Consider the following 25,432-nt stretch of genomic DNA (forward strand, 5'->3'; position numbering starts at 1 on the left):
ACAATCCGGCTGCCGCTTAACCGGGCAGGATGATGCAACGATGATGAATATCGATAAAATGCAGGATATCACCGACTTCTATCAGGATTTTTTGCAGGCCATTCGCAGCATCAGAGGCAGCATGCTGCATCGTGATGCAGAGAAAAAGCTGATGCTGCTGCGCTGGCTGGACGCCCGGCAGAAAAAGCGCAGCTGCCGCTCGCACTGCAAAAGCGAAATTCTCAGTATGTATGCGGAAGTGGAAACCCATCCGCCGGAGGTGCTGGAGCGCCGTATTCGCACGCTGTACGAGAACTGCGCCTGTATTCTCGCCCAGCTGCGCGCGCCCGCCGTTCGTCGCTACGCCTGAGGGGCAGACACTGTCCCCTCCGATCGACGCGGCCCAGGGATAAGTTTGTCCCAATCCCATCGTTTATTGTCCATCAGGCTACTTATTGCGGTTTTCCCGCCTCTCTATACTGGCGCGGTACGGCGGTATTCCGCTGCCGCTCAGATGGAGAGCCACCGATGAAACTCACCCAAATTCGCAATGCCACGCTCAAACTGGACTATGCCGGTAAAACCTTTCTGATTGACCCGATGCTGGCGGATAAAGGTGCGCTGCCCGGTTTCCCCGGCACCGCCCGCAGCCATCTGCGCAACCCGCTGGTCGAGCTGCCGCTGCCGGTTGCAGACATCATTAACGCCGATGCGGTCATCGTTACCCACACTCACGAAGATCACTGGGATGAGGCGGCACGGCGGTTGATTGCTTCGACTATTCCCCTGTTCAGCCAGAATCAGCAGGATGCCGAGCAGATCCGCGCGCAGGGCTTCAGCGCGGTGACGGTATTGGACGATCGCACAGAGATTGGCGACATCACCGTATGGAAAACCGACGGCCAGCACGGCAGCAACGCCGCCTACGCGCTGCCGCCGCTGGCAAAAAGGCTGGGCAAGGCCTGCGGGCTGGTGTTCCAGCACCCCGAAGAACCCACGCTGTTTATCGCCGGGGATACCGTCTGGGTTCCGGCCGTTGAGCAGGCGCTGGCAGCGTTCAAACCCGACGTGGTGGTGCTGAATGCCGGAAGTGCACAGATTGACTGCTTTGGCGCAATTATCATGGGCGAGGAGGATACGCTGCGCGTTCACCGCCTGCTGCCGGAAAGCCATATCGTTGCCAGCCATATGGAGGCGATTAATCACTGCCTGCTTGGCCGCCAGCAGCTGCGCGATTATGCGCAGCGCAACGGCTTCGCCCATCGCCTGTGGGTAGCGGAAGATGGCGAAAGCCGGGCGTTCTGAGTGGTAAGATAGCCGTCCTTGCGCCGTCATCAGGAGAAAAACATGTCGTTACCGTCCGTTGCCGTGCTGGTGACGCCAGGATTCAGCCCGTTCCATTTCTCGGTGCCCTGCACGATTTTTGGCCCGGTGCTGGCCGATCGCCCGCTGTTTGAGCTGACGCTGTGCGCCGAGCAGCCCGGCACGTTGAAATCGCTGATGGGCATGAGCATTGAAACTCCGCACGGGCTGGAAGCACTGGCGCAGGCCGATTTAATTATCGTGCCCTACTGGCCGCATCCCGGCGAGCGGCCCTCTGCGGCATTATGTCAGTCATTAAATGAGGCATGGCAGCGCGGTGCCAGAGTGGCGGGTCTGTGCCTCGGCACCTATGTGCTGGCGTACGCCGGTCTGCTTGAAGGAAAGCGGGCCTCAACCCACTGGGAGTTCGAGCAGGACTTCAGTGCGCGCTTCCCGCAGGTGCAGCTGGATACCAACGCGCTCTATGTTGACGAGCAGCGCCTGATCACCTCCGCCGGGACCGCCGCAGCGATGGACTGTTGCCTGTACCTGCTGCGCCAGTTTTACGGCAGCGCCGTGGCTAACCGGGTCGCACGGCGAATGGTGATCCCGCCGCACCGCGACGGCGGTCAGGCTCAGTATATTTCTCACCCTATTCCGCAAACTACCCAGGATGAGCGCATCAACGCCCTGCTCGGCTATCTGCGCGATAGTCTTGATTGCCAGCACGATCTCGATTCGCTGGCGGCCCGGGTGATGATGAGCCGCCGCACCTTTACCCGCCACTTTCTGCGCGCCACCGGCATGTCGGTGGGTGAATGGCTGAACGCCGAACGCCTGCACAACAGCCAGCAGCTGCTGGAGCTGACCGAACATTCCATTGAGGCCGTCGCCACTCTCAGCGGCTACCAGTCGGTGATTTCTTTCCGCCAGAGCTTTAAGCAGCGCTATACCGTCAGCCCCAGCGAATGGCGGCGTACCTTCCAGGGCGGCAAGTCTGAGCCGTAGCGGACGATCCTTCTGTAAAAAATTAAGCTTGTGAGCCACCTCGCAGATCGATAAAAGATCCAGGAAACCTGAAAAGTAATCGATTACATTCATCTGACACAATAATGTAATCGATTACTTTTCAGGAAGGGGTCTGACGATGGTTTCTTCACTTACCGCTGGCAACGGCTCGCGGCAGCAGCATGTGATGCTGGTTCCACGGCTGTCATTAATGATGTTTTTACAGTTCTTTATCTGGGGAACCTGGTCGGTCACGCTGGGCCTGGTGATGACACAGCATAATCTCGGCAGCATCATCGGCGATGCCTTCTCGGCCGGGCCGATTGCCTCGATCCTCTCGCCGTTCGTGCTGGGAATGGTGGTTGACCGCTTCTTCCCGTCGCAGAAGGTGGTAGCCCTGCTGCATCTGGCCGGTGCGGTCATTCTGTGGTTCGTACCGCAGGCGCTGCTGGCCGAGAACGGCTCGCTGCTGATCGCCCTGCTGTTTGCCTACACGCTGTGCTACATGCCCACCCTGGCGTTGACCAACAACATCGCCTTCCACAGCCTGAGCAACAGCGAGAAAAGCTTCCCGGTGGTGCGGGTGTTCGGCACCATCGGCTGGATCGTCGCCGGGATCTGTATCGGCGTCAGCGGGATTGCCGCCAGCACCGATATCTTCCGCCTCGCTGCTGCATGTTCCGCAGTGCTGGCCGCCTACAGCCTGACGCTGCCGCACACACCAGCTCCGGCTAAGGGCCAGCCGTTTGCCCTGCGCGATCTGCTGTGCGCCGATGCCTTCGCGCTGCTGAAGAAAAGCCACTTCCTGATCTTCGCCATCTGCGCCACGCTGATCTCCATCCCGCTGGGCACCTACTACGCCTTTACCGCGTCGTTCCTGTCTGACGTGGGCATTGCGGACGTCAGTACCGCGATGTCGTTCGGCCAGATGTCCGAAATCTTCTTTATGCTGATTATCCCGCTGCTGTTCCGTCGGCTGGGGGTGAAATACATGCTGCTGATCGGCATGGCGGCCTGGTTCGTGCGCTACGCGCTGTTCGCCTTCGGCGTGAATGAAGAAACGCGCTGGCTGCTGTACATCGGCATCCTGCTGCACGGCGTGTGCTACGACTTCTTCTTTGTTATCGGCTTTATCTATACCGACCGCATCGCCGGTAGCCAGGTAAAAGGCCAGGCGCAGAGCCTGATTGTGATGTTCACCTACGGTATCGGCATGCTGCTGGGATCGCAGATCTCCGGCGCGCTGTACAACCAGTTAATTAACCACGGCGGCGTGCATCAACCGGAAAACTGGACCACGTTCTGGCTGATCCCGGCGGTTGCCGCTGCGGTTATCGCGGTCATATTCCTCTTCACCTTCAAGTACAAAGAGCAGGAATAGTTTTTGATCAACTTCAGGAGTAAGCAATGAAAACGTTAAAAGGGCCTGGCCTGTTTTTGTCCCAGTTCATCGGTGATATGCCACCGTTTAATACCCTGAAAAACCTCGCCAGATGGGCGTCGGGGCTGGGTTTCCGGGCGTTGCAGATCCCCTGTAATCATCCGGCAATTTTTGATGTGGAGAAGGCGGCCAGCAGCCAGTCGTACTGTGATGAGGTCACTGCCCTGCTGGCGCGCTACGGGCTGGTGATTAGCGAGCTGTCTACCCACCTTGAGGGGCAGCTGCTGGCGGTGCATCCGGCTTACGAACTGGCGTTCCGCGACTTCGCCCCGGCGGCGCTGCGTGACGATCCGGCAGCGCGCCAGCTCTGGGCAGCTGAAAAGCTCCAGCAGGCGGCAGCGGCATCGGAAAAGCTGGGGCTGAAATCCCATGCCACCTTCTCCGGTGCGCTGGCCTGGCCCTACTTCTACCCGTGGCCGCCGCGCAAAGAGGCGCTGATCGATACGGCCTTTAACGAGCTGGCCGCCCGCTGGAAGCCGATTCTTGACTGCTTCGACCGCCACGGCGTCGACGTGTGCTACGAGCTGCATCCGTCGGAAGATTTGCACGATGGCGTGACCTTCGACCGCTTCCTCGCGGCGGTCGACCATCATCCGCGCTGCAATATTCTGTTCGATCCAAGCCATATGCTGTTACAGCAGATGGACTACCTGACCTTTATCGACCTCTATCACCCGCGCATTAAAGCGTTCCACGTTAAGGATGCCGAGTTCACCCCTTCCGGGCGCAGCGGCGTGTATGGCGGCTATCAGCCATGGAGCGAGCGCCCCGGCCGCTTCCGCTCGCCGGGGGACGGTCAGATCGATTTCAAAGGCATTTTCAGCCGGCTGGCGCAGTACGGCTATGACGGCTGGGCGGTGCTGGAGTGGGAATGCTGTCTGAAGGATGCAGAGAGCGGCGCACGGGAAGGCGCGCAGTTTATCAGCGAGCACATTATTCCGGTATCCGCACGCGCGTTTGATGACTTTGCCGCCACCGGCAGCGAAGACAACAGTATCCGCACTATGCTGGGGCTGGATGTAGAGCCAAAAAATGATTAAGGCGGCGATTATCGGCTCGGGCTTTATCGGCCCGGCGCACCTTGAAGCAATCCGCCGTCTGGGGTTCGTCGAGGTAGTGGCCATCTGCGACAGCTCGCTGGAAAAAGCACAGGAAAAAGCGCGGCAGCTTAACGTGCCCCACGCTTATGCCGATGTGGCGGAACTGCTGCGCCACGACGGGCTACAGGTGGTGCATAATTGCACCCCTAATCATCTGCACGCGGCGATCAATCGCCAGGTACTGGCGGCGGGCAAACATCTGTTTTCAGAAAAGCCGCTGTGCATGACTGGCGAGGAGGCGCGCGAGCTGGTGAAGCTGGCGGAGGACTCTGGCGTGGTGCACGGCGTCAGCTTTGTTTATCGCCAGTTCGCGATGGTGCAGCAGGCAGCCAGCCTGATCCGCCAGCAGCAGGCGGGTCGTATTTTTGCCGTACACGGCAGCTATTTGCAGGACTGGATGCTGTACGACAGCGATTTCAACTGGCGCGTATCCGCAACCCAGGGTGGCGCATCCCGGGCGGTGGCGGATATCGGCTCCCACTGGTGCGATACGCTACAGTTCGTTACCGGGCGACGCATCAGTGCGGTGATGGCGGATTTTTCAATCGTTCATCCCGTTCGCCGGGTGGCGCGCGGAGCCAGTACCACCTTTGCCGCCGCTGAGGAGAATGCCGGGTATGACCAGGTGGCCGTGGACACCGAAGATTTCGCCTCGATCCTGCTGCGCTTTGACGACGGTAGCCGGGGCAGCCTGACGGTTTCGCAGGTCAGCGCCGGGCGTAAAAACCGCCTGGCGTTTGAGGTGAACGCCAGCGAGATGTCGATAGCCTGGGATCAGGAAGTACCGCAGCAGCTGTGGCTGGGGCATCGCGACAGTGCGAATCAGACGCTGAGTGACGATCCTTCGCTGGTAAACCGCGACGTGGCGGCCGCCGTGCACTTCCCCGGAGGACATATTGAGGGCTGGCCGGATGCGTTTAAAAATATGATGCTGAACTACTACCGCTTTATTCAACAGGGTAAACGGCCTGGCGTGGATGCCGCTAACTTCGCCACCTTCCATGAGGGAGCAAGCGTGCTGCTGATCGTTGAAGCGATGCTGCAAAGCCATCAGCAGCAGCGCTGGGTGGAGGTGGCCACGCTGGATTGATTGCCCCGCTCGCCAGCGCATTGCACGTTACATCAGGGCAGATTTCTTGCCCTGACTTTTTGCAGACGCCGAAGGGTAATGGCGCAGGCACCGGTGTGTGCATCTTCAATATGTTCGCGCATCAGGCCGACCGCCCGCTCCTGCTCACGGTTTTCAATCGCCTCCAGCAGTTCTGCGTGCTCGGCGTAGGTTTGTGCAATGCGCGTGTCATATTCAAAATCCAGCCGCCGCATAATCCGTATCCGGTCGGTGATATTGCTGAGGATGGCCGTCAGCTCGCGGTTGCCCGCGGCCTCGGTCAGCGCGATATGGAACTGTTCATCCATGGTGGCAATTTTCTCTCCCGCCTGCTCCTGCTGTTCTGGCGGAATGATCCACAGCGCCCGCAGCCTGGCCAGCACGCTGCGGTCTGTTTTTGCCGAGTCGGAGCTGCACAGGCGTGCCACCGTGTCGACCTCAATCAGGATACGCGTGGCATAGAGATCTTCGTAAACGTCGAAATCAATCGGGCAAACCTCCCAGCCGTTGCGAAAACAGCGACGGATCAGATCGTCGTTCTGCAGAGTCAGCAGCGCCTCGCGCACCGGCGTGCGCGAGCACCCAAGGCGGCTGGCGATATCCACTTCGGTGAAGCGGTCACCCGGCATCAGAATAAACTCGTAAATCTCCTGCCTGAGCTGGCGATAAACGCGGACAGAATGCGGAAGAAGCCTGGTCAGTTCTGATGCCATTTACCGAAATTCCTTACTCGTTAATCAATGCGTGAGATTATTTCTGCGCGCGCATAAAGCGGGCGCGCCAGGGCTTGAGAATCCACAACGCCAGACCGGCGGTGATAAAGTCAAAGGTAATTGCGCAGCCAAATACCAGATGCCAGTTATGAGTATGCTGATACATCAGCGCCGCCAGCGGGCCGCCAAAAATTGAGCCGATACCCTGCGAAATATACAGCCAGCCATAGTTCGCTGAGGCGTTTTCACTGCCGAAGGTGTCGGTCAGTGTGGACGGGAACAGCGAGAAGATCTCACCCCAGCCGAAGAAAACCACGCCGGAAAGCAGTACAAACAGCAGCGGATCTTCGCGGCAGGCCAGCCACAGCGTCATCGCCACGCCTTCCAGCGCGAAGGCAATAAACATGGTGTTTTCGCGGCCGTAGCGGTCGGAGATAAAGCCAAACAGCGGGCGGGTCAGGCCGTTAGTGAAGCGGTCGATGGTCAGCGCCAGCGGCAGCGCGGCCATACCGAAGATCACCGCTTTGCTGATGCCGAAGTCTTCGGCAAAAATCGCCATCTGCGAGGTCACCATTAGCCCTGAAGTCGACATCATGGTCATCATCAAAAACATCAGCCAGAACAGCGGCTGGCGCAGCATCTCCCCGGATTTAAACTGGCGCTGGCCCGACACCGGTGACGGCGTTGTGCTGACCGGCATCATCGCGCTGGTTTCAGGCAGCCTCAACCCCTGGCTGGCGAGGAAACCGACGGCGGCGAAGATCAGGCCAAATATCGTCATCGTCTGTTCCAGCCCGTAGCTGCCGAGAGAAATAGAGATCGGGAAGGTGGTAAAAATCGCCCCCATGCCGTAACCCGCCGCCACGGTTCCGGCGGCAAAACCGCGCTGCTGTGGGAACCACTTCATCACCAGCCCCACCACGCCGATGTAAACAATACCGGTGCCCAGCCCGCCAAGGCAGCCATACACCAGATACAGTGACGTCAGGCTGTCCACCCGGGCGGCGATCACCCAGCTGAAACCGGCCATCAGCGTACCGATGGAAATCAGCAGACGCGGACCAAAGCGTTCGACCAGGCGCCCCTGGAACGGAGAGAAAAAGGTTTGCAGGATAATCAGCAGCGAGAACGTGACCTGTAGTTCAGCCAGCCCGACTCCGAGTTTGGCAATCATCGGCTTGGTCAGCAGTGTCCAGACGTACTGCGGGCTGGAAATCGCCGCCATGCAAAGTAACCCAAGCAGGAGCTGTACCCACTTACTGTGTTTCGCTATTACCACCGGTTCGCTTATCGAGGTCATTGATATATCTCCAAAATTACGCTCTGTTATCCCGCCGTGGTCAGGCCACTGTTCTTACGGGCGCTTATTTGTTTCGCACACTTCCCAATCGATGCCTGTTAATGCCAAATCCCTGCTGTCTTCATCTGGATACACCGCTGTGTATACAGAGCGATAAAGCAGGAAGCGTGCCAGTTTTAAAAGATGATAAAAATCAGTAAGAAAGAGATTTCACCAAGGAATAAATGTGATGCAGTGCAAAAATTTGGTGCGCAATGATGGTGCGCATAAATCTTTCCCGCCTGAGAATGAATGCGTGCAATGTAGAAATGAGGCTGGATTAAGGCGTACACCATCGCTAAACCGTGAGGTGATTATTTCCGTTGTTCAAACAGATTCTCCATCCGGCACCCAGGGTGATGCCGCCCCGGCACAGCCTGCTGAAACTGTGTTAATCTGTGCCGAATAACGATCAGCGTGGACAGTGATGGGATGTCGATTCAGAAAATTGCGCGCCTTGCCGGTGTATCCGTAGCCACCGTTTCCCGCGTGTTAAATAACCAGGGTACGGTCAAACCGCAGAATCGCGAGCGCGTACTTAGCGCAATCAAAGAGAGTAATTACCAGCCCAACCTGCTCGCCCGCCAGCTGCGCACCGCGCGCAGCAATATGCTGCTGGTGATGGTGTCCAATATCAGCAACCCGTTTTGTGCCGACGTGGTGAAAGGCATTGAGGCCGAAGCGGAAAGCAACGGCTATCGTATCCTGCTGTGCAACTCCGGTTCCGACGTTAAACGTTCGCAGTCCAGCCTGCAGCTGCTCTCCGGCAAGATGGTTGACGGCGTCATTACTATGGATGCCATCTCCGCCCTGCCGCAGCTCAGCACGCTGATTGCCGATGCGCCCTGGGTGCAGTGTGCGGAGTATGATGAAGACTCGTCGGTATCCAGCGTTGGCATTGACGATTATCAGGCATCGCGCCATGTGGTCGGTCAGTTTATTGCGGGCGGCCGCCGTAACGTGGCGATGATCAACCACGATTTAACCTACAAATATGCCCGCCAGCGCGAACAGGGCTATCGCGATATGCTGCACGAACATCAGCTCGACGGCTTCCCGGTGGAATACGCAGAGGAATTGAGCTTTAACGCCGGAAAAGCAGCGATGCAGAACCTGCTGGCACAGCCAGTCAGGCCCGATGCGGTATTCGCCATTTCCGATACGCTGGCCGCCGGGGCGATTCGCGCCATTGACGAGGCCGGGCTGCGCATCCCGCAGGATATTGCCGTGATTGGTTTTGACGGCACCGAACTGGGCGAGATGACCTCCCCGCAGCTTTCCACCATCGAGCAGCCCTCGCATCAGATTGGCCGCCAGGCGGTCATGCTGCTGCTGAATAAGATTAACGATCCCGCCGGACCGCCGGAGCGATCGCGGCTGGCGTGGCGGTTTGTTCAGCGGCTTTCAAGTTAATCGGGGAAGTACCAATGCAGAAAGATAACCGCACTCACAGCGATATCAACCTTATCAGCGAGTGGCTTTCGTGGGATGAACTGCCGCTGGCGGGCCACTTTGATGCCGATCTGATCGTGCTCGCCGGGCATGCCGTAGTACCGGCGATCCTGGGCGTGTTGCAGCTGGCGGCCTCAACCGGCATTCCGCTACTGTTTACCGGCGGCGTGGGGCACTCTACGGTTTTACTGAAGCAGGCGCTGGCTGAAAACGCGTTAACCCGAAACGCCACCTTCGACCAGCAGGGCGAAGCAGATATCTTTTTCGCCCTGGCCACCGAGTTCTTCGCTATTCCCCCTTCGCAGCTTTACGTTGAGAACCGCTCAGCAAACTGCGGGCAGAACGCGGATTTTACTCGCGATATGATTGCCGACCTGGGGCTGAAGGCGGAAAAAATTATCCTGTCGCAGGACCCGCTGATGCAGCGCCGCACGCGGGAAACGTTCGAATTTAGCTGGCAACAGCGAGAAATGAAGGCCGGGTTTATTAACTGGCCGGTCTTTGTCCCCCGCCTCGTCTCTGTTGCCGGTAGCACGTTAATTACCGGCGCGCAGAGCGCGGGGATTTGGGATGTCGAACGCTTTATTTCAATGGCGCTGGGCGAGATGCGTCGGCTGAATAATGATGCCAGCGGCTACGGGCCGAAAGGTGCCGGGTTTATCGGCCATGTTGCTATCCCGCAGGACGTCGCCGCGGCCTGGCAACGTATTACGCAAACGAAGCTGGGCGAACTGAGCAGAGCCTGAATCACGAATTTATCGCTGCGGCCAGTTGGGCACATCGTTCTTGAAACGGGAGTGCTGAACCACTGAACGGCACTCCCTGTTTGTGAACCGCCCGCCAGTTAATTCCCTTCGCAGCCGTCCAGCACGTTCAGCGACTCACCCGTCGCGTAAAACTGCCCGCCTGCAACATAGTGCAGACTGCGCAGCGCCGGGTCGGCACGATCGAAATGCCAGTGCCCTTCGCTGAACACCCGGCTGTCGGCCTATGCACCGACCACTTCGCCGATAAACAGATCGTGGGCCTGTTGGTTATGCGGTTCGTTAATCAACCGGCAGGCCAGCCACGCCGAGCAGCCCGCGACAAACGGCAAATCGAAACCGTCAAACGAGAACAGCTCAACACCGCAGTTCGCCAGCTTATCGGGTTCGGTAAACAGACTGCGGGTGCCCACCGCGTGAGTCAGCGTTATCTGCGCCACGGTAGGAACCTGGATGACGAAGCTTTCACTTCCCTCGACCAGCTGCCGTGTTTTAGCAATCTTATCCAGTACCACCAGGATCTTGGCCGGTGAGAAATCCAACCCGGTGGCCCAGGCGGCGGCCATCACATCTTGTACGCCATCGTGACGGGCTGAAACCAGCACAGTCGGGCCATGGTTAATCAGGCGGTAGGCTTTTTCCAGCGCTACAGGGGCAATAAATTCGTTCATAAATTTTCTCGATGAGCGTGATGTGACTAGGTAGAAACCAGAATAAACCATCCGGTAGCCGCCTGTCGTGCTGACGTATTCGGTGCAGCACGGCTGGATAAACAGAAACCGTTGCCGATTGAAACGAGATTCATTACGTCAGTGATTGTTTCATCGCTGATCGGAAACTAGAATAGCTATCAGATACTTAACTTCAGGAACCGTTATGCGAAATATTAAAATTCACTCGGCCGAGGGAATTGAGAAGGCGCGGATCGCCGGAAACCTTGCGGCAAAAGTGCTGGCGATGATCGGTGAGCACGTTAAACCCGGTATCACTACCGAGCAAATCGATGATATCTGCCATGATTACATTGTGAATACGCTCAAATGCATCCCGGCCAATATCGGCTATCACGGCTACACCAAAACCACCTGCACCTCGGTGAATCATGTGGTGTGTCACGGCATTCCGAACTCGAAAAAAGCGCTGCGCGATGGCGATATCGTCAATATTGACGTGGCGCTGATCTGCGACGGCTGGTACGGCGACACCAGCCGCATGTACTACGTTGGCACCCCGTCAATTCGCGCTAAACGTCTGGTGGAAGTCACCTATCAGTCAATGGTGGCCGGAATCAGGACCGTGCGCCCCGGCAGTACCCTGGGTGACATTGGCGCAGCAATCCAGAAAGTCGCCGAAGGTGCGGGTTTCAGCGTGGTGCGCGAATACTGCGGCCACGGCATCGGTCAGATTTATCATGATGACCCGCAGATCCTCCACTACGGTATTGCGGGCCAGGGGCCGGAACTGAAGGCGGGCATGATTTTTACCATCGAACCGATGATTAATGCCGGTAAAGCGGCGGTCAGCGTGCTGGCCGATGAGTGGACGGTCGTGACGAAAGATCGCTCGCTGTCGGCACAGTGGGAGCACACCGTGGCGGTCACCGAAACCGGGTTTGATTTGCTGACGCCGTGGCCAGACGGTACAGGTGAGTACGAAGCGATTTAACCTCGCTATTAATGAGATTTACTCATAACTGCTATGTGGGCTGCCGCCTCAATCTCTGCGGCTAAATGGCCTATTATTGTCGGGTATCCGTTAACGGATGCCCGATTTTCATTCGAGCAGAGGAATCGCCATGATTGATATCATTAAAAACGGCAGCAAAGCCCCCGCAGCCGGACCCGCCGACTATTTCACCGGTTCAGTCACCATTAATGCCCCTTTCCAGGCGACCGAACCTGCTCGTGTAGGCGGCGCGACCGTGTCGTTTAGCGCCGGTGCACGCACCGCATGGCATACGCATCCACTTGGCCAGACGCTGATCGTCACCGCCGGTCAGGGTTGGGTGCAGGAGTGGGATAAGGAAGTTCAGCCGATCGCGACCGGTGATATCATCTGGATACGCCCCGGCGTTAAGCACTGGCACGGCGCATCGGCAGGCAGCGCAATGACCCATATCGCCATTGCTGAAGCCGAAAACGGTAAAGTGGTGGACTGGCTGGAGCACGTCAGCGACGAACAGTATCCCTGAGTTATACACAGCGCCTGGATTCGGGCGCCATTTAACGGAGCATTTAATTATCGATCGGCGATCCCTGAAGAAGCGGTAAGCGCATAAAAGCGTCGTCGTCTACCGACCATGACCTCTGTAATCAGAGACATCTTATTTTTGAATCCACTTTCTGGTGCAAGAATATCCCTCGATCATCTTTTGCTATACATATTAATAACGGCCAGCAATAATCCTCCTACCGTTATTATTCACACCCTTATCAATATGACAGCGGAATAGTTATGATAAAAAAAACCTTACTTGTGGGAATGTTTCTCACCACATTAACCGGATGTTCCGTGGCGACTTATAGCCACAAACTGCAGGACGTTGAATCCGGCGATCGCGTGGGAATAAGTTTTGATAACAGAAATCTCGACTATATGCGCGTATATCCGAATACTGCAGAGTGCATTAATCTTGACTCCCCAGATAATGGCTATACGAATAACGCGATTGGCTTCCAGACGAGGCTGAATAACAAGCTGCTTGGTTTCCCGGAGATCCCGGAAACGTCAGTGATGCGGCGCGAGTTCTGGGTCAGCGCCAAAGGTAGTATCGCTATCCGTATGATTGCCGATAACGGCAGTTTCCATACGGTTTCGTTTAAGCCCAATCTGACTTCTTATTACTACGTGACCGGATCATATAAAACCGGCGAGGTGTTTGTTTATGAAGTCTATAAGACCGAAAAAGGATACTACGATAAAAAACCGGTCACCGATTTACAGCTAAAAAACTGCGACGACGGTAGCTTCAGATTCCAGAAGTTTTAACCCTCACCAGCGCGTCAGGTTTTAACAAGTGAGCGTTTAACCGGTGAGCTTTTCACCGGTGAACTTCCCGGCGTACCAGGCATCCAGTACCTGCAGTAGTTTCTCCGCCTGTTCAGTGGTAAAACCAAAGTAGCGCCCTCTGCCTTCAATATTCAGCATCAGCATCGGTATATCTTCCCTCGAGTGGATATAGTCGAAAACGTAAACCACATCGCTGTGTTCAAACAGGTAACCTACGGCATTTCCCGCCTTGCGTTTGACGGTAACTCGCTTGCCGCCTGCGCTGTTCGCCTTCGACCAGATGATAAAGTCGCGGATGGGCTGCGTCTCTCTGTCATAGTCGCCGCGAATAAAACCAAAATAGCTGGAATTTTGCGACGGGCTGAAATATTCAGCCAGCGCAATGCGATTGGTATCATCGGAAATTTTCAAATCGAAGGTGTAAGGTTCAGCGCAGGCGTTAAATCTGGTTTTAAACTCACAGGCGTGCAAATCATCCGCGCGATATATTTCGTAATAGCGACCGGTGGCGTATTTATGCATCGTAGAACAGGAAGACAGCGCCAGACAGGCGATTAATAACAGTGATTGATTAAATGGTTTCATTTTTCTTTCCCTGAACACTCTCCTTTGATATTAACCAATAGTCTATTCAATCCATTTAAGAGCTGTCTGAAATAACAATCAGCAGGACAAAACCCAGGCTTCGGGATAAAATTATGCCGGTAACCACTTCACCTTATCTCTTACCGACTGGAAGGCCCGCAACCATGAGCACCCTGCCCGCTGTTAAAATTCAATACTGTTCCCAGTGTAACTGGATGCTGCGCGCCAGCTGGATGGCCCAGGAGCTGCTGCACACCTTCAGCACCGATTTGGCGTCCGTTACTCTGGTGCCGGGCACCGGTGGGATTTATGAGATTACCGTCAACGATGAGGTTATCTGGAACCGTAAAACCGATAATGGCTTCCCGGATGCCGCCGAGATTAAGCGTCGGCTGCGGGCTATCTGCTTCCCGGAACGCGATCTCGGCCATATCGATCAGCACGCCAAACCTGCGGAATAATACGTCGCTCAGGCGTTAAAGCCGGGTGGATAAATACCCGGCTTTTAGAGGCGAGCCTGCGTCACAATTACTGCCACTGCCACTGCCACTGCCACTGCCACTGCCACTGCCACTGTTAATTCTACTGCTGTGCTATCCCCTCACAATCATTCCCGTAAAGATCGTCGGAGCGGCACAGCTGGGTTTTAATCGCTTGAATTCGCTGCGGATTAGACGTAATGCCATATCCCCCTTCGCGATACATCGTAAATAAACTTTGAATGTAAGTCATGGCGCGGGAATCAGGGCTGTTTCCCTCAGCGTAGACATCCAGCAGTTCCGTTCCTTTTCTATAATCTTTCGCCCAGGACTCTCCGCCCTGATAATAGAGATCGCCGAGTTCATAGCAGGAGAGTTTGAATTTCAAATCGCAGGATTTTTGCAGTAATGCCAGCGCCTTTTTGCCATTAACCGCAACACCACTCCCTGCCAGATACATCGAAGCAAGATAGTATTCACCGTTGCCGGGGTTAGCGGTGTTATCCGCTGCCGCATAGCGTTCGAAATACTTTCGCGCCAGAGCATAGTCTTCCGGTGCGCCATTACCGCGCTTATACATAAGCCCGAGAGAAAGCACCGCTTCCATATCGCCGTCTTCGGCCCGCTGCTGATAAACGTCCAGCATGGTTTGCGGCCGACGGCTGGCGTTGAGCGTCTGCTCCACGTCAGTAAAAAGCTGCTTATCTTCCGTTGAAGGATGGGTCTTGCTCTTGAGGTAATAGGCAATAATCCCCAATTGATCCATCGCCTCATGACTTCCCTGCTTCGCAGCTTTGTTCAGCCAGTACGCTGAATGCTGCATATCATGGTCGTTTAAATACCGATTCCCCAGCGCAAGTTGATATTTCAATACGCCGGATTCAGCCTGCTGAAAAATATAGCGCTGCTTATTGTCTGCTTTGATTTTGTAGGTTATCGCTGATGCAGCGGAAATAATAATAACGGCAGAAATAGCGAGGGTGATTTTTGAGCGGGGTTTCATTTTTCAGTCCTTATTGACAGAGACTGATGATGAATTGACCCTGAAGGTAAGCGTCTCCGTGAAAAGTGAAAAACTACCCTCTGGGTTCCGTCTTGTACAGGATTTTTAAAAAATTAAGATTATCCGCACAGTTATATGTTAACGCCACACAATTAACTATTTCTATTTTTTGCCCCACAAAAAGAAACCCCGCGTGTAAACGCGGGGTTGAGTATTAATGCGGTACTAACAACGATTAGAAATCGACGTTTACGCCCAGCTGGAAACTGCGGCCCGGCATCACGGCCAGCGCATTGTCGTAGCCATCCTGCGCGGTGTTTTCCGTCAGCTCACGGCTGCTGAGATAATCCCAGTATTTGCGATCGGTCAGGTTATATACGCCGCCGCTCAGCTTCACGTTTTTGCTCACGCGCAGCCATGCGGTCATATCCACCATGCCGTAGCCCGGCACGCGCATATATTTTGCGGTGGAATCGGTGATTGGCGTACCCACGTTAGTATAGCTTTCGCGGTTGGTGGCTTCAGCCTGCTTGCCTTTAACAAAGGTAGCGGTCACCGCAGCACCGTAACGCTGGGCCGGGTCATCCCACGCCACGCCAACAATCGCTTTCATTGGTGCAACGCTTTCCATGTCGATGTACTTGTCGCCGCTGTAGCTCGACTTCGACTGACCTTTGCTGTACGCCAGGCCAAGGTTAGCGCTCAGGCCGTTAACCTCTTCAAACCAGGTACCAAAGTTAACTTTGGTGCTGATCTCACCGCCCCAGATATAGGCTTTATCGCGGTTTTCAGCCTGATAGGTGGTGTAGATGTTAGACGGTACGTTAACGAACTTGTCCGGGTTCGCCGCACGACGGTAGCGGGAATAGGCAATAAAGTTCTTATAGCTGTTGTAGTACAGCGAGGTGTTCAGCGTTACGCCTTCAACCGCTTCCCCCTTCACGCCCCACTCGAAATTGTTGCTGGTTTCCGTATCCAGATCGGTATTGCCAATTAATGCATATTGCTGCGGACCGGCATAGCTTGAACCCAGGTTCCATGAGCCATAAAGCTGGCTGGCGTTCGGGAACTGCGCGCCGCGCTTGTACTGGATATAGGTCATCAGGGTTGGCGTCAGATCGTAGTTGAAGCTGATTGACGGCAGCACCTGAGTATCTTTATTGGTTTTACCGTACAGCGTTTCCACCGACGCGCCGTTCAGCGCGGTGCTGTTGGCGGTCAGATTATCCAGATTCTGCGGTTTGGTTTCCTGATGGGCCACGCGTACGCCTGGCACCACCGAGAAGTTGTGTCCGCTAAGGTCAAACTGGATATCGTCCTGCACGAAGCCACCCAGTACCGTGGTGCGGCTGTCGCCCTGCGGCTTCATCACCACACTAAACGGACCCGGTGCCGGAGACTGGCTGAACGGGCGTTCTGCATCGCTGATGCGGCCGTTCAGACCGGCGCTCAGGTTATGACGGCCCAGAGTTTTCGCCAGCTGCGTTTCCAGACCGTAGGTTTTCACATTGTAGTCGGAGTAGACGCGCTGCATGTTGCCGGTCATTTCATCCGGCATCAGCGTGTTGTCATGGGCTTCGGTGCTCTGCCAGTACGCTTTGGTGGTCAGGCTGTCGACCCACTGGCTCGACGGCGTCCACTCATCCTTCACCGAAGCACCCCAGCGGCGGGTATTGCTTTGCTGGTTGGCCGGGCCGAGGATCGCAGAACCGCTGCTGTTCCAGCTGTCGTAGTTGGTGTGCTTAACCTTGCTGTAGAAATCCAGCACGCCGGTAAATTTGTGCTCGTCGTTCGGCTGCCAGATGCCCGAGGTTAACACCGCGTCGGAGTGCCAGTTAGCCGGGTAGGCATCATGTTCATCACTGTTGTTGCGGGTCTGCTGACCATCGCGTCGGCTGTAGGCAATCAGGCCGCGCAGGGTCTGATCGCCTGCGGCAGCGGTAATGCCGTTGTGCCAGCTGCGGCTGGAAGAATCGTAGTCGCTCTGATAGCCGAAATAGGTATCTTTACCCGGCTGCAGATAATCATCGGCAGATTTCGGCTGGAAGGAGACTGAACCGCCCATGGCGTTGTTGGCGTAGGAGGTTTCGGTGGCACCGGCAACGATATCGATCTGCCCGTAGACATAAGGATCGATGTAGTCGCGGCCAATCCCGAAGGTGTTCACGCCCGCACGGCTGGCGTAGCTGCGGCCGGTCGCATCCGGCTGTGGAATGCCGTCAACGTCCAGCGCCACGCGGTTGCTTTCCAGGCCGCGAATGTTGTAGCCGGTGTAGCCGCCGCGGTCGAAGCCGCTTTTACCGTCGGAAGAACCGCCGCTGGAACCGGTGGCGCTAATCGCCAGCTGGTTACGCATCACCGATCCGAAATCGTTGCTGCCGCGCTTTTGCAGCTCGTCAGCGGTGATGGTGGTTTTGGTCCCGGCGACTTTTTTGATCTCCGGGGCGGTCACGGTCATTACCGGCTCGTTGTTTTTAACCGGTTTGACCAGATTCTGTTTCTGGCTGGTGTTAGCGCTGGTCGCTACGTCGTTTTGCGCAGCAGGCGCTTCTGCGGCGTTAACGGCAGCGGTAAAAAACGTTCCCATAACGAGAGACGTCTGCAGCAATCCCCTGCGGGATGAAAATTTGAGCATGTCAAATACCCTGATCTATTTTATTGGTATTTGCCCGGCATCGGCTTCCTGTACAAACGGGTGTGTAACGAATCTAAAAGGGTATTGCAGGTGAATCTTTATATTTTGCGACATCATATATAAATGATAACCATTATCAATCTCAAATTAATAATTATTTACAATTTGTCGCGGAACTTTTTCGCTGAGAAAACGTTGCGATGTCATTGAAGTGTGCAATAGAGCAGAAGCGCCAGCCCGCCATTGCCAGGCAACCAATTGATAATAAAAAAATAAAAAAGGAATGAGTGATAATTAACCAAAATATGAAACCGGGTTCGATACGCGGTTACAGAATGGCTTCACCGCAGAGTGATGAAGATAGCGTCGGGAGGTTGCAAAGCGGCGTTAAGTGACGGGGAAAACTGCAAAACTTGCTGAATTTATTGAAGCTTCTCACTCTGTGGGTACGTTAAGTCGGTTGAATCTTCGGAGAATCGATACGATTGAGCCAGAAAGCGGGCTGGCTTTCTGGCGGGGCTGTTAAGCTGATTGGCGGCTGTCTTAATACAAAGGCTGAGGCCGCGAACCAGCCAGTCAGGAATAACGGGCGATCAGGAGGCGGCGAAGTCCGTCAGCACCGCGCCTTCCATGCGGTAGCGCACCCACTCGTCCTGCGGTGCTGCACCGATGCTTTTATAGAAATCGATGGCGGGCTGATTCCAGTCCAGCACGCTCCACTCCAGACGACCGCAGCCCCGCTCTACCGCCAGTTTGGCAATGTGGCGCAGCAGCTGCTTCCCGGCCTTTTGTCCGCGAAAACGCGGTGAAACGTACAGATCTTCCAGGTAAATACCGTTTTTCCCCAGCCAGGTAGAGTAGCTGGTGAAGAACACCGCATAGCCCGCCGGGACGCCATCGATCTCACAAATCAGCCCTTCCGATTTACTGTCATCAGCAAACAGCGTCTGCTCAATATCCTGCTGTGTGGCAATCACTTCATGCAGCGCTTTTTCGTATTCGGCCAGTTCGGCGATCATCGCGAGGATCAGTGCGGCATCGCTGCGTTCAGCGCGGCGGATAACAAGTTTCATGGATATTCCCGTCTTACATTGAGTTGATGGCGGGCAGAATACCCGCTAATCTCGGATGAATGAAGTGCATTGTTATCAGCATATAGTGAATTTTATGCATCCAAATTTACGTAACCTCGACCTCAATCTGCTGCTGGTATTTGACGCGGTATGGCGACACCAGTCGGTCGCTCGCGCGGCGGAGGAGCTGGCGTTGAGTAATTCGGCGCTGAGCCATGCGCTAAGCCGCCTGCGCCGCCATCTTGGCGATGAACTGTTTTACCGGGTGGGCCACGAAATGCAGCCCACCCTTTTTGCCACCGCGCTGGCGGAATCGGTCAATAACAGCCTGTCGCTGCTGAATCAGAGCGTACAGAAACGCCCCCGTTTCGATCCGGCAACCAGCCAGCACGAATTCACCTTTGCCGTCACCGACTTCACCACCTTCAGTCTGTTCCCCGCGCTGATGGCGAAAGTCCAGCAGCTCGCGCCGTGGCTTCGCTTTCAGTTGATTCACAGCGAACAGAAAGTGGCGCTGCACGAACTGATGGCCGGGCGGGTGGACTTCGCATTAGGATTCAGCGAGACCCACGATCGCCGGCTGCCGGACATTGAAGAAATGGACTGGATGGAAGATGAATACGTGGTGATTGCCTCGCCGCGTTTTTTCCCCGCGGATCGGCCTGTCGACCTGGCGCAGTATATTGCCGCCCGGCATCTGGTGGTGACTCCGTGGAATGAGGAAACGGGGTATATCGACAGCGAGCTGGCGCTGCTGGGGCTGGAACGACATATTGCTCTGCGGATGCCGTCGGTACTCGGCGCACCGTTTATCATCGCGCAAAGCCCGTTGCTGATGACCATTCCACGCTATGCCGCAGAGCGTTTGCAGCACAGCGTGGAGTACGTAATCCATCCGCTGCCGTTTGCCATTCCGCGCTACACGGTCAAAATTTACAGCTGGCAGAAAAACAGCCAGCGCGACGCCTGCCGCTGGCTGCTTGAACTGCTGCGCGGGTTAAAAAATCAGCCTGCGTGAGTCAGCTGCTGTTCGGCATTTCCCGCATAACGGTTTTCGCGCACCGGTAAATCCAGACGCTCGCGCAGCGTGGTGCGCTCGTCCTGCTGCCAGTAGCCGCGTTCGGCCAGAATTGGCAGCACATAACGGGTCACGTCTTCCAGCGCCTCGTTCAGTACCGGACCACAGATGATAAAGCCGCTGGCTCCGCCCTGCTCCACCCAGCGAATAAAGGTATCCGCCACCTGCTCCGGCGTACCAAAGAATTCCCCCTTCGGCAGCGTGGTGCGGTAGGCCACTTCGCGCACCGTCAGCTGTTCCTCTTTCGCCAGCCGCTTGATCTGATCGGTGGTTGAACGGAAGGTATTTTCTCCCAGCGTGCCCAGTTCCGGGAACGGACCGTCAGGATCGTACTGGCTGAAGTCATGATGATCGAAGAAGCGCCCCAGATAGCTGAGGGCATCGTCCAGCGACAGCAGCGACAGCAGATAGCGATATTTTTCTTCCGCTTCGGCTTCCGTTTTGCCGACAATCGGCGTGATGCCGGGGAAAATGCCCGGGGTCGGTTTCTGCTGAGCGCGGGCTTCAGCGTCCAGCTTGTGCGCATAGCTTTCGGCTTCTTCCAGCGTGCGGGCGTTAGTAAACACCGCATCAGCGGTTTTGGCCGCCAGAGCAATACCGGTATCGGAGGCACCGGCCTGGAAAATGACCGGCTGTCCCTGTGGCGAACGCTGAATATTTAGCGGCCCGGCCACCGAGAAGTATTCGCCTTTATGATTTAGCGCGTGCAGTTTTGAGGCATCAAAGAACACGCCGCTTTGCTTGTCGCGGATAAATGCATCGTCTTCCCACGAGTCCCACAGCCCCTGCACCACCTGTAAATACTCTTCGGCAATGCGATAGCGCTCTGAATGCTGCGGATGCGCGCGGCCAAAGTTGCGCCCCGATCCTTCCAGCGGCGAGGTCACCACGTTCCAGCCCGCGCGACCGCCGCTCAGCAGATCGAGCGATGCCACCTGCCGCGCAACGGTAAAGGGATCGCTGTACGAGGTGGAAATGGTCCCGGCCAGGCCAATACGATGCGTCACCGAAGCCAGCGAGGACAGCAGAGCTATCGGTTCGAAGCGGTTAAGGAAGTGCGGCAGCGACTTTTCATTAATGTGCAGACCGTCGGCAACGAATAAAAAATCCAGTCCGGCGTCTTCTGCCTGATGCGCCAGCTGGTGATACCAGTTAACATTGACGCTGGCGTCAGCAGGTACGTTATGGTGCCGCCAGGCGTTCATATGACCACCTGCTCCCTGTAACATCAGGCCGAGTTTAATCCGGCGTGCAATCTGGCTCATAAGCTAACTCCGTGGTAATCCGTGGTAATAAGATATGCCTTCAGATTTCCATAAAATTGCCGCAGATTTAAATATCAATATTGGCTTTGCATTGCCGCTTTGTGTCTAACTCACTGGAAATATTGCCATGATCGTTCGTCCCCATCAGCACTGGTTCCGCCGTCTGTTTTCCTGGCGCGGCGCGGTGCTGTCCAAAATTCTGTTTCGTCTTGGGCTGAATCTGCAGATGTCGATTATTGCGGTAATCAGCCTGCAATGGTACGAAACGCTGGGCGTGCATCTGACCACCGCGCCGTTCAGCCTGCTGGGTGTGGCGATTGCGATCTTCCTCGGTTTTCGCAACAGCGCCAGCTATGCCCGATTCGTTGAGGCCCGCACGCTGTGGGGATCACTGCTGATTACCACGCGCTCACTGCTGCGGCAGGCCAAAGGCGCGCTGCGCAGCGATTCGGTGGCGGTAGCCGAGTTCACCTCCCTGCTACTGGCCTTTAGCTGGGCGCTGAAGCATCAGCTGCGCGGCACGGACAGCAGTGAAGATATCCGGCGTCTGCTCCCTGCCCATTGGCAAAATGAGGTGCTCAACAGCCCGTTTCGCGCTAACCGGCTGCTGCTCTGCCTCGGCGAGTGGCTGGCGCAGCAGCGCGACCGCGCCGCGATCTCCGATCTGCTGTATAACGGCATTGACCATAATCTGAATACCCTGTCGCAGGTGCTGGGCGGCTGCGAACGCATCAGTAACACGCCGATCCCGTTTGCCTACAGCCTGATACTCCAGCGCACGGTGTATCTGTTCTGTACCCTGCTGCCCTTTGCGCTGGTCACCGACCTGCACTATATGACGCCGGTCGTGTCGATGTTTATCTCCTACACCTTCCTGTCGCTGGAGTCGCTGGCGGAAGAGCTGGAAGATCCGTTTGGCGTCGATGCCAACGATCTGCCGCTGAATGCCATCTGCAACACCATCGAACGCACGCTGCGGGATATGAATAATGAGGCGCTGCCGCCGTCGCTTAAACCTGATGACCGATTCAATCTGATTTGAATTCAACCGTTCATTTCCCATCCCGAAACAGCGCGCAATGCGCTGTTTTTGCTTGAAGATTATTAATAGCGGCTTGCCTCGGCAGATTGATGGATTTCCATCATAAAAGCGGTTTCCCCCGTAAAATCCGCTGACTATAGTGAAATAGCGCCGCCCGGCGGCGACTCAATCCGCTTGATGCCCTACACATAATAATCAGGAGCTGCCATGTTTCCGTCTTCATTACCCAAGGCCCGTACGCTCGATCCCCACGCCGTTCCCTCGCTGCGCTGGGGCATTATCGGCCCGGGCTGGATTGCCGAACGCTTTGCCCGCGCGCTGAAAGAGTTCACCTCGCAGCAGCTGGTGGCGATAGCCTCCCGTTCGCAGGACAGGGCCAGCACCTTCGCCAGCAAAATGGGCATTCCGCAGGCTTTTGGTAGTGCCGCCGAGCTGCTGGCCTCACCGGATATTGATGCGGTGTACATCGCCACGCCGCATAATCATCACTATCCCGACGGACTACAGGCGCTGAACGCCGGTAAGCACGTATTGATTGAAAAACCGCTGGCGCTCAACGCGCAGCAGGCGCGCGGCCTGGCCGAATTGGCAAAAGCCAAAGGTTTGCTGTGTATGGAAGCGATGTGGTGCGACTTCCTGCCAAAATACGACATTATCACCCAGCTGCTGGAGGATGGTGCGCTGGGCGATTTGCATACCCTGCTTGCCGACCACGGCGAATTTTTCACCCCCGATCACCGTATCTTCAACGCAGATTTAGCGGGCGGGCCGATGATGGATCTCGGCAGCTATCTGATCGGCTTTAGCGTGAAAGTCGCCGGTGCGCCGGTGTCCATCCACGCCACCGGGCAGCAGGTGCCGGGCGGTGTGAACGGTCAGACGTCAATGCTGCTGACCCACAATAACGGCATGCACTCTGTGCTGAATACCACCCTGTTCAGTAATACGCCTTGCGCGGCGGTGATTGCCGGACGTGATGCCACGCTGGAGATTGGCGGTGCGTCCTTCTACGCGCCGGGGCCGTTTACCCTCACCTCAAGCCAGGGTGGAAAAGTGCTGCACTTCGATGAGCCGCGTAACCGCTACGACCAGCTGTTCCATGAAGCCGTTCACTTCGCCTGGTGCGTGGGACAGGGTAAAACGGAGTCGCCGGTTCGCCCGCTCTCTGCGTCTATTGATACGCTGGCGGCAATGGATGAAGTGCGTCGGCAGATTGGTCAGGTGTTTAACGAAGAGAAGTAGTTTCAGCGTCTGACAGACATCGAAAAAAAGCCGCCTTCGTTTCTGGCGGCTTTTTCAATTCCGGTAATGGCCGACTCACTGCGTAAGTTTTTTGTGACATGCTGTTTCCAGCAAGCAGGATTGCCATATTGTAAGGGACTGACTCTTTGTTCGATCTGCCAGGACTGGAAAAAAGTTGCTTATATTAAGCTGCCGAGTTGCGGGTTTATATCGGACTTTTTTCTTTCACCAGATATCCATACCATGCACTAAGGAATTAATACGATAAAAAAAAATTAGTCAGTTGAAGCGTCGTTCAATTTTTGCGTGGCCTCATTCATGCGGCTCACTGCTCGTTGCAGATCGTTATTGTTCTTCATCACCCAAGAATAACCATACTGACTAACCGGATTCATAGCATTGTAGGTAAACGCCACCTCTAATAGCGAAACGCCCTTCTCCAGTTGTTGTTTTGCCGTGTAATAACCATTGAAAAATAGCCCTCCAACGATTAGAAAAACAATACCCGCAATCCATTTCATATCGGTTTTTCCGGTCATTAATGTGGCTTGAAATTATATCTTAGTTAATTGTACAGCGCACTGATATCTTTAATTCGCAATGGCAATATTGTGCACTAAAAACCTGTCATTGGGTATAACCATACAGAAGTGATATTTCCGATGAACGCTGAGGATGAAACCGATCACCCGCGGCGATCGGCTGCGGTTATATTTTACAGCTGCTCAACCTTACAGAAAGTGCCGGTTTCCAGTGATTTCACTGCCGCTTCGGCAATCGCCTGCGCCTGTAGCCCGTCGTGCAGGCCCGGCACGGATACCGCTTCGCCATTCAGCGAGCGGACAAATGCATCCAGATGCAGGTAATAGGTTTCTTTCACGCGGTTGAACCAGTCGGCATACAGCGGTGGTCGGTTGATACCGGAGGTGCTGTAGAGCGTGGCGCCCTGCGGGCTTTGCGCCGCGGAATCGGACATTCCCTGCGAACCGAGTACGGTAATACGCTCGTCATAGCCGTATCCGGTCCGGCGCGTGTTATCCAACTGCGCCAGCGCCCCGCTGCGCATTTTCATCATCAGCACCGAGGTGTCCACATCGCCGAAGCTGGCGATTTCCGGCATTGCCAGCGCCGATCCCATGGCTCCGATGGTGTCCACTTCGTCTTCCGTCAGCCAGCGCAGCAGATCGAAAAAGTGTATTGCCTGGTCGCGCATCTGGCCGCCGGAGGTTTGCAGATAGCTCAGCGGCGGCAGTTCAGAGGCGCGGCAAACCATCTGGATCAGTTCCGCGTTCCCAATCAGCCCCTGCTGCAAATGCTGTTTCAGCTGGTTGTGGCTGGGATCGAAGCGGCGGTTGAAGCCGACCGTCACCGGTACCGGATGGCGGGCCACTTCGTCTACCACCCGGCGCGCTTTTTCCAGCGACAGATCGATAGGTTTCTCGCAATAGACCGCCTTGCCCGCCGCGGCCGACGCGGCCAGAAATTCGGCGTGTGATGGTGTGGACGTCGCAATCAGGATGGTATCGATGGCATCGCTGTTAATCGCCTCCGTCACGCTACCCACGCGCGCACCGTAGCGGCTGGCAATCTCATCCGCGCGACTGCGATCCTGATCGGCCACCATCACCAGCTCAATATCCGGATGGGCCGCCAGGTTTTTAGCATGAACCTGGCCGATAAATCCGGTGCCCAGCAGGGCAAACTTACGTTTTTGTACCATTTTGCGACGCCTTTATAGGTTAAACATCAGTGTTCGATTGCCAGGATAGCGCCAGTGAATATACTGGCTGAATCGACTTTTTGATGGAATTCCAT

24 protein-coding genes and 1 pseudogene are annotated in these 25,432 nt (G+C 55.7%); 15 read left to right on the forward strand and 10 right to left on the reverse strand.

Annotated elements, in window-relative coordinates:
• Window positions 1-40 precede the first annotated feature (40 nt).
• From JOE09_RS02325 to JOE09_RS02350, 6 genes are all read left to right on the forward strand, one after another.
• Window positions 41-349 carry a hypothetical protein gene (locus JOE09_RS02325; protein ID WP_105595644.1) on the forward strand — a complete coding sequence of 103 codons (309 nt, stop codon included), beginning with the start codon at window positions 41-43 and terminating at the stop codon, window positions 347-349.
• Window positions 350-507: 158 nt separating this feature from the next.
• On the forward strand, window positions 508-1,284 hold the full coding sequence (locus JOE09_RS02330; RefSeq protein WP_205064648.1) for an MBL fold metallo-hydrolase: 777 nt from the start codon (window positions 508-510) through the stop codon (window positions 1,282-1,284).
• A 42-nt stretch (window positions 1,285-1,326) separates the two neighbouring features.
• The gene (locus JOE09_RS02335; RefSeq protein WP_205064649.1) at window positions 1,327-2,289 is read left to right on the forward strand and encodes a GlxA family transcriptional regulator; all 963 of its coding nucleotides are present in this window, start codon (window positions 1,327-1,329) and stop codon (window positions 2,287-2,289) included.
• 139 nt (window positions 2,290-2,428) lie between these two features.
• Window positions 2,429-3,670 (forward strand): MFS transporter, encoded by a 1,242-nt coding sequence (locus JOE09_RS02340; protein WP_200558765.1) that lies wholly within the window; start codon window positions 2,429-2,431, stop codon window positions 3,668-3,670.
• Window positions 3,671-3,696: 26 nt separating this feature from the next.
• Complete coding sequence (locus JOE09_RS02345) at window positions 3,697-4,770, forward strand: sugar phosphate isomerase/epimerase family protein (RefSeq protein WP_205064650.1); 1,074 nt, start codon at window positions 3,697-3,699, stop codon at window positions 4,768-4,770.
• Window positions 4,763-5,920 carry a Gfo/Idh/MocA family protein gene (locus JOE09_RS02350; RefSeq protein ID WP_205064651.1) on the forward strand — a complete coding sequence of 386 codons (1,158 nt, stop codon included), beginning with the start codon at window positions 4,763-4,765 and terminating at the stop codon, window positions 5,918-5,920. The genes JOE09_RS02345 and JOE09_RS02350 overlap by 8 nt, the downstream gene beginning before the upstream one ends.
• Window positions 5,921-5,952: 32 nt before the next feature.
• Here the strand turns inward: JOE09_RS02350 and JOE09_RS02355 are convergent, their stop codons facing one another.
• Complete coding sequence (locus JOE09_RS02355; protein WP_105595654.1) at window positions 5,953-6,651, reverse strand: GntR family transcriptional regulator; 699 nt, start codon at window positions 6,649-6,651, stop codon at window positions 5,953-5,955.
• A gap of 37 nt (window positions 6,652-6,688) precedes the next feature.
• A complete protein-coding gene (gene oxlT / locus JOE09_RS02360) occupies window positions 6,689-7,951 on the reverse strand; it encodes an oxalate/formate MFS antiporter (RefSeq protein WP_205064652.1) in 1,263 nt (420 codons plus the stop codon).
• 471 nt (window positions 7,952-8,422) lie between these two features.
• On the opposite strand from oxlT, the gene JOE09_RS02365 reads away from it, so the two are divergent.
• Both JOE09_RS02365 and JOE09_RS02370 read left to right on the forward strand, forming a co-directional pair.
• Entirely contained in the window at window positions 8,423-9,403 is a 981-nt protein-coding gene (locus JOE09_RS02365; protein ID WP_205064653.1) for a LacI family DNA-binding transcriptional regulator, read from the forward strand.
• A gap of 14 nt (window positions 9,404-9,417) precedes the next feature.
• On the forward strand, window positions 9,418-10,188 hold the full coding sequence (locus JOE09_RS02370; RefSeq protein ID WP_205064654.1) for a YdcF family protein: 771 nt from the start codon (window positions 9,418-9,420) through the stop codon (window positions 10,186-10,188).
• 98 nt (window positions 10,189-10,286) lie between these two features.
• Here the strand turns inward: JOE09_RS02370 and JOE09_RS02375 are convergent.
• Window positions 10,287-10,877, reverse strand: a pseudogene (locus JOE09_RS02375) (flavin reductase family protein).
• 205 nt (window positions 10,878-11,082) lie between these two features.
• Between JOE09_RS02375 and map the strand changes: the two are divergent.
• The 3 genes from map to JOE09_RS02390 all read left to right on the forward strand — a co-directional run bounded on the left by map (window position 11,083) and on the right by JOE09_RS02390 (window position 13,194).
• Window positions 11,083-11,871: a type I methionyl aminopeptidase gene (gene map / locus JOE09_RS02380; protein ID WP_200546363.1), complete on the forward strand. Its 789-nt coding sequence runs from the start codon at window positions 11,083-11,085 to the stop codon at window positions 11,869-11,871.
• 133 nt (window positions 11,872-12,004) lie between these two features.
• Window positions 12,005-12,397: a (R)-mandelonitrile lyase gene (locus JOE09_RS02385; RefSeq protein ID WP_205065095.1), complete on the forward strand. Its 393-nt coding sequence runs from the start codon at window positions 12,005-12,007 to the stop codon at window positions 12,395-12,397.
• A 320-nt stretch (window positions 12,398-12,717) separates the two neighbouring features.
• Window positions 12,718-13,194 (forward strand): hypothetical protein, encoded by a 477-nt coding sequence (locus tag JOE09_RS02390; RefSeq protein WP_338049275.1) that lies wholly within the window; start codon window positions 12,718-12,720, stop codon window positions 13,192-13,194.
• Between the two features lie 36 nt (window positions 13,195-13,230).
• On the opposite strand, the gene JOE09_RS02395 is transcribed toward JOE09_RS02390, so the two are convergent.
• The gene (locus JOE09_RS02395; protein ID WP_205064656.1) at window positions 13,231-13,800 is read right to left on the reverse strand and encodes a hypothetical protein; all 570 of its coding nucleotides are present in this window, start codon (window positions 13,798-13,800) and stop codon (window positions 13,231-13,233) included.
• A gap of 164 nt (window positions 13,801-13,964) precedes the next feature.
• Here JOE09_RS02395 and JOE09_RS02400 point away from each other — a divergent pair, with 164 nt between their 5' ends.
• Window positions 13,965-14,261: an Rdx family protein gene (locus JOE09_RS02400; RefSeq protein ID WP_105595663.1), complete on the forward strand. Its 297-nt coding sequence runs from the start codon at window positions 13,965-13,967 to the stop codon at window positions 14,259-14,261.
• Window positions 14,262-14,382: 121 nt separating this feature from the next.
• On the opposite strand, the gene JOE09_RS02405 is transcribed toward JOE09_RS02400, so the two are convergent.
• The 3 genes from JOE09_RS02405 to JOE09_RS02415 all read right to left on the reverse strand — a co-directional run bounded on the left by JOE09_RS02405 (window position 14,383) and on the right by JOE09_RS02415 (window position 18,990).
• Window positions 14,383-15,282: a tetratricopeptide repeat protein gene (locus JOE09_RS02405; RefSeq protein ID WP_205064657.1), complete on the reverse strand. Its 900-nt coding sequence runs from the start codon at window positions 15,280-15,282 to the stop codon at window positions 14,383-14,385.
• A gap of 235 nt (window positions 15,283-15,517) precedes the next feature.
• A complete protein-coding gene (locus tag JOE09_RS02410; RefSeq protein ID WP_205064658.1) occupies window positions 15,518-17,917 on the reverse strand; it encodes a TonB-dependent receptor domain-containing protein in 2,400 nt (799 codons plus the stop codon).
• Between the two features lie 593 nt (window positions 17,918-18,510).
• On the reverse strand, window positions 18,511-18,990 hold the full coding sequence (locus JOE09_RS02415; protein WP_105595666.1) for a GNAT family N-acetyltransferase: 480 nt from the start codon (window positions 18,988-18,990) through the stop codon (window positions 18,511-18,513).
• An 82-nt stretch (window positions 18,991-19,072) separates the two neighbouring features.
• Here JOE09_RS02415 and JOE09_RS02420 point away from each other — a divergent pair, with 82 nt between their 5' ends.
• The gene (locus JOE09_RS02420; protein ID WP_205065096.1) at window positions 19,073-20,008 is read left to right on the forward strand and encodes a LysR substrate-binding domain-containing protein; all 936 of its coding nucleotides are present in this window, start codon (window positions 19,073-19,075) and stop codon (window positions 20,006-20,008) included.
• Here the strand turns inward: JOE09_RS02420 and JOE09_RS02425 are convergent.
• Window positions 19,996-21,333 carry an LLM class flavin-dependent oxidoreductase gene (locus tag JOE09_RS02425; RefSeq protein WP_205064659.1) on the reverse strand — a complete coding sequence of 446 codons (1,338 nt, stop codon included), beginning with the start codon at window positions 21,331-21,333 and terminating at the stop codon, window positions 19,996-19,998. The two genes, JOE09_RS02420 and JOE09_RS02425, sit on opposite strands and share 13 nt — an antisense overlap.
• A gap of 127 nt (window positions 21,334-21,460) precedes the next feature.
• On the opposite strand from JOE09_RS02425, the gene JOE09_RS02430 reads away from it, so the two are divergent.
• Together JOE09_RS02430 and JOE09_RS02435 are read left to right on the forward strand one after the other, a co-directional pair.
• Window positions 21,461-22,375 (forward strand): bestrophin family protein, encoded by a 915-nt coding sequence (locus JOE09_RS02430; RefSeq protein WP_205064660.1) that lies wholly within the window; start codon window positions 21,461-21,463, stop codon window positions 22,373-22,375.
• Window positions 22,376-22,582: 207 nt separating this feature from the next.
• Window positions 22,583-23,617 (forward strand): Gfo/Idh/MocA family protein, encoded by a 1,035-nt coding sequence (locus JOE09_RS02435; RefSeq protein ID WP_205064661.1) that lies wholly within the window; start codon window positions 22,583-22,585, stop codon window positions 23,615-23,617.
• 275 nt (window positions 23,618-23,892) lie between these two features.
• On the opposite strand, the gene JOE09_RS02440 is transcribed toward JOE09_RS02435, so the two are convergent.
• Together JOE09_RS02440 and JOE09_RS02445 are read right to left on the reverse strand one after the other, a co-directional pair.
• A complete protein-coding gene (locus tag JOE09_RS02440) occupies window positions 23,893-24,138 on the reverse strand; it encodes a hypothetical protein (protein ID WP_205064662.1) in 246 nt (81 codons plus the stop codon).
• Window positions 24,139-24,332: 194 nt separating this feature from the next.
• The gene (locus JOE09_RS02445; protein ID WP_205064663.1) at window positions 24,333-25,337 is read right to left on the reverse strand and encodes a Gfo/Idh/MocA family oxidoreductase; all 1,005 of its coding nucleotides are present in this window, start codon (window positions 25,335-25,337) and stop codon (window positions 24,333-24,335) included.
• Window positions 25,338-25,432: the final 95 nt, after the last annotated feature.

The organism is Pantoea coffeiphila, from assembly GCF_016909495.1.
Taxonomy (GTDB): domain Bacteria; phylum Pseudomonadota; class Gammaproteobacteria; order Enterobacterales; family Enterobacteriaceae; genus Erwinia; species Erwinia coffeiphila.

Excerpts from the sequence above, each read along its gene's own strand:
- JOE09_RS02415 (WP_105595666.1), bottom strand. The coding sequence starts at position 18,990 with ATGAAACTTGTTATCCGCCGCGCTGAACGCAGCGATGCCGCACTGATC.
- JOE09_RS02440 (WP_205064662.1), bottom strand. The coding sequence starts at position 24,138 with ATGAAATGGATTGCGGGTATTGTTTTTCTAATCGTTGGAGGGCTATTT.
- JOE09_RS02330 (WP_205064648.1), top strand. The coding sequence starts at position 508 with ATGAAACTCACCCAAATTCGCAATGCCACGCTCAAACTGGACTATGCC.
- JOE09_RS02335 (WP_205064649.1), top strand. The coding sequence starts at position 1,327 with ATGTCGTTACCGTCCGTTGCCGTGCTGGTGACGCCAGGATTCAGCCCG.
- JOE09_RS02410 (WP_205064658.1), bottom strand. The coding sequence starts at position 17,917 with ATGCTCAAATTTTCATCCCGCAGGGGATTGCTGCAGACGTCTCTCGTT.
- JOE09_RS02365 (WP_205064653.1), top strand. The coding sequence starts at position 8,423 with ATGTCGATTCAGAAAATTGCGCGCCTTGCCGGTGTATCCGTAGCCACC.
- JOE09_RS02355 (WP_105595654.1), bottom strand. The coding sequence starts at position 6,651 with ATGGCATCAGAACTGACCAGGCTTCTTCCGCATTCTGTCCGCGTTTAT.
- JOE09_RS02325 (WP_105595644.1), top strand. The coding sequence starts at position 41 with ATGATGAATATCGATAAAATGCAGGATATCACCGACTTCTATCAGGAT.
- JOE09_RS02345 (WP_205064650.1), top strand. The coding sequence starts at position 3,697 with ATGAAAACGTTAAAAGGGCCTGGCCTGTTTTTGTCCCAGTTCATCGGT.
- map (WP_200546363.1), top strand. The coding sequence starts at position 11,083 with ATGCGAAATATTAAAATTCACTCGGCCGAGGGAATTGAGAAGGCGCGG.
- JOE09_RS02370 (WP_205064654.1), top strand. The coding sequence starts at position 9,418 with ATGCAGAAAGATAACCGCACTCACAGCGATATCAACCTTATCAGCGAG.
- JOE09_RS02430 (WP_205064660.1), top strand. The coding sequence starts at position 21,461 with ATGATCGTTCGTCCCCATCAGCACTGGTTCCGCCGTCTGTTTTCCTGG.
- JOE09_RS02445 (WP_205064663.1), bottom strand. The coding sequence starts at position 25,337 with ATGGTACAAAAACGTAAGTTTGCCCTGCTGGGCACCGGATTTATCGGC.
- JOE09_RS02425 (WP_205064659.1), bottom strand. The coding sequence starts at position 21,333 with ATGAGCCAGATTGCACGCCGGATTAAACTCGGCCTGATGTTACAGGGA.
- JOE09_RS02395 (WP_205064656.1), bottom strand. The coding sequence starts at position 13,800 with ATGAAACCATTTAATCAATCACTGTTATTAATCGCCTGTCTGGCGCTG.
- JOE09_RS02350 (WP_205064651.1), top strand. The coding sequence starts at position 4,763 with ATGATTAAGGCGGCGATTATCGGCTCGGGCTTTATCGGCCCGGCGCAC.
- JOE09_RS02435 (WP_205064661.1), top strand. The coding sequence starts at position 22,583 with ATGTTTCCGTCTTCATTACCCAAGGCCCGTACGCTCGATCCCCACGCC.
- oxlT (WP_205064652.1), bottom strand. The coding sequence starts at position 7,951 with ATGACCTCGATAAGCGAACCGGTGGTAATAGCGAAACACAGTAAGTGG.
- JOE09_RS02400 (WP_105595663.1), top strand. The coding sequence starts at position 13,965 with ATGAGCACCCTGCCCGCTGTTAAAATTCAATACTGTTCCCAGTGTAAC.
- JOE09_RS02405 (WP_205064657.1), bottom strand. The coding sequence starts at position 15,282 with ATGAAACCCCGCTCAAAAATCACCCTCGCTATTTCTGCCGTTATTATT.
- JOE09_RS02340 (WP_200558765.1), top strand. The coding sequence starts at position 2,429 with ATGGTTTCTTCACTTACCGCTGGCAACGGCTCGCGGCAGCAGCATGTG.